We start from the raw sequence: 2,759 nt of genomic DNA on the forward strand, positions 1-2,759 counted from the left end.
CGGCCCGACTGGTTCTTCGCCAACCCCGCCGCGATCAAACCGCTGTTCTCCGCCGCCCACGGCCACCTGTTGCTCGGGTTGCCCGGCGCGGCCCTGGCCTTTCTTTGCGGCCTGGCATTGCCGCTGCTCTATCTCACCGGGCTGTTGTTGTGGTGGCGCAAACGCGTCCGCCACGTGCGCCCAACTGTTCAAGGAAATTGTTCATGAAACACCCTCTGTTGTTGCAACGCGGCCTGCTGCTCGGTCTTGGCCTGTTAATGAGCGGCCTGGCCTGCGCCCACACCGTCACCGACCTGGCGGGGCGCAAGGTCGACGTACCGGACAAGGTCTCGCATATCCTGCTGGGTGAAGGCCGGATGATCTACTCGCTGTCGCTCCTTGAAGGCAAGAACCCGTTTACCCGCATCGCCGGCTGGCAAGGGGATTTTCGCGGCCTGGACGTGCAGGGTTACGCCGCGTTCCAGAAGCACTTTCCCGAAGCCGACAACGTACCGTTGGTAGGCGGCACCTCCGCCGAAACCTTCAGTGTGGAAAAGGCCCTGGCGGTACACCCGGACCTGGCGATCATGGCCTTGAGCGGCGGCCATGGCCCGAGCCCCGACAGCGAGGCGGTCAAGCAGCTGGAAGCGGCCGGCGTGGCGGTGATTTTCGTCGACTTCAGCGACCATCCGCTGAGCAACACGGTGCCGAGCATGCGCCTGCTGGGCAAGGCTCTGGACCGTAATCAACAAGCCGAGGACTACATCGCGTTTTACCAGGCCTCGCTGGCCAAGGTCACCGATACCCTGGCCAAGGCCGGGACGGTAAAACGGCCGAAGATCTTCATCGACATGCTCGCCGGCCTGCAGGATTGCTGTGGTTCGCCGGGCACCGGCAACTTCGGGGAAATGATCAAGCTCGCGGGTGGCCGGAACATCGCCGACGGGCGCATTCCCGGCCCGATCGGCACATTGAACGTCGAATACATTCTGTCCAGCGATCCGGATGTGTACGTCGCCACCGGCGTATTCGGCCACGGCCAGGGCGGTGTGACCCTCGGCTATTCGGCCACGCCGCAGCAGGCCAACGACAGCCTCAAGCAAGTGTCCCAGCGCGCGCCGCTGAATGAACTGCGGGCGGTACGTGAAGGCAACGTGCATGGCCTCTGGCATATTTTCTATGACTCGCCGGAACACTTGATCGCAGTGCAGGCCCTGGCCAAGTGGCTGCATCCTGAGTTGTTCGCCGACCTGGATCCGGAACAGACCCGAGCCGAATTGTACCGGCGCTTTATGCCAATTCCGGCCAGCGGCGTATTCACCACGAGCCTTGTGCCGTGACGCAGGTGCAAGCCTGTGCGAGCGCCGATGGCGCAGGTGAGCGCTATCGCCACCGCCATGGACGACGGGTATTGCTGTTGTCGGCGCTGGCGTTGGCATTGGTGGTTTCCCTGGCGGTGGACATCACCACCGGGCCTTCCGGCATGAGCCTGACGCGCCTGTTGCAAGTGCTGTGGGACCCGGCTTCGATGCCGCGGGTGGAGGCGGTGATCGTATGGAATGTGCGCCTGCCTTACGCGTTGATGGCGGTACTGGTGGGCGCGGCACTGGCCCTGGCCGGCGCCGAAATGCAGACGGTGCTGGATAACCCGCTGGCCAGCCCGTTCACCCTCGGCGTTTCCGCCGCCGCCGCCTTCGGTGCAGCCCTGGCCATTGTGCTCGGGATGGGCATTCCTGGCGTGCCGGCGCAGTACCTGATTTCGGCCAACGCCTTTCTGTTCGCACTGGCATCGGTGGCATTGCTGTATCTGTTGGCACGCTGGCGTGGGTTTGGTGTGGAGAGCCTGGTGCTGTTCGGGATTGCCCTGGTGTTTGCGTTCAATGCGCTGGTGGCACTGCTGCAGTTTGTGGCGAGCCAGGACAGCCTTCAGCAACTGGTGTTCTGGACCCTGGGCAGCCTGGCCCGGGCGTCCTGGGAAAAGCTCGCGATCCTCGCTGCGGCGTTGCTGCTGTGCCTGCCGTTTTCCCTGCGTCAGAGTTGGGCGTTGACTGCCCTGACCCTGGGCGAGGAACGCGCCCGCAGTTTCGGGATTGATGTCGGCCGCCTGCGGGTGCTGTCGTTGCTGCGCATCAGCCTGCTGTCGGCGCTGGCGGTTTCGTTTGTCGGCACTATCGGTTTTATCGGGCTGATTGCTCCGCATATCGCGCGGCTGTTGGTGGGTGAAGATCACCGCTTGTTCCTGCCAGCGAGCGTGCTCAGCGGTGGCTTGATCCTGTCGATGGCGTCGATTGCCAGCAAGGCATTGATGCCCGGCGTGTTGATTCCGGTGGGGATTGTCACCGCACTGGTGGGAATTCCGTTTTTCATGGCGATTGTGATGCGTAACCGCCGAGGTGCTCTGTGACCGGATTAAGCACACAAGCATTGAGCATGCACTACGGCAGTCGCAGCGTGCTGCAGGACATTCATCTGCCGGCGTTGCTGCCCGGCACCATCACCGCGCTGATCGGCCCCAACGCTGCCGGCAAGTCGACCTTGTTGCGTGGCATCGCCGGACTGCACAAGGCGCACGGCCAGATCTGGCTGGAGGGTGTCGATCTCAATCGCCTGCCGCAAGTCGAGCGCGCGCAACAAGTGGTGTACCTGCCTCAGAGCCTGCCGGAGCGTACGCGCCTGTGCGCCTTCGAAGCGGTACTGAGTGCGGCCATGGCCGGCCATCGCGGCGCGGGTTTTGCGCCTGGGCGGCCGAGCCCGACGGTGCTCAAGGGCGTGGAAAAAAT

At 63.7% G+C, this 2,759-nt stretch carries 4 protein-coding genes; all 4 read left to right on the forward strand.

Annotated features, from left to right (window positions below; translation table 11 throughout):
* The coding region (locus HX846_RS01715) for a PepSY domain-containing protein (protein ID WP_178964839.1) at nt 1-207 on the forward strand (207 nt) is incomplete at its 5' end.
* A complete protein-coding gene (locus tag HX846_RS01720; protein WP_003218435.1) occupies nt 204-1,319 on the forward strand; it encodes an ABC transporter substrate-binding protein in 1,116 nt (371 codons plus the stop codon). The genes HX846_RS01715 and HX846_RS01720, both read left to right, overlap by 4 nt.
* Nucleotides 1,316-2,383 carry an iron ABC transporter permease gene (locus HX846_RS01725; RefSeq protein WP_023658859.1) on the forward strand — a complete coding sequence of 356 codons (1,068 nt, stop codon included), beginning with the start codon at nt 1,316-1,318 and terminating at the stop codon, nt 2,381-2,383. Before HX846_RS01720 ends, HX846_RS01725 begins: the two co-directional genes overlap by 4 nt.
* Before the next feature lie 26 nt (nt 2,384-2,409).
* Nucleotides 2,410-2,759 (forward strand): ABC transporter ATP-binding protein (locus HX846_RS01730; protein WP_178964840.1); only part of this gene is annotated, 350 nt, incomplete at its 3' end.

The sequence above is a fragment of the Pseudomonas sp. K5002 genome (assembly GCF_013386655.1).
GTDB lineage: Bacteria > Pseudomonadota > Gammaproteobacteria > Pseudomonadales > Pseudomonadaceae > Aquipseudomonas.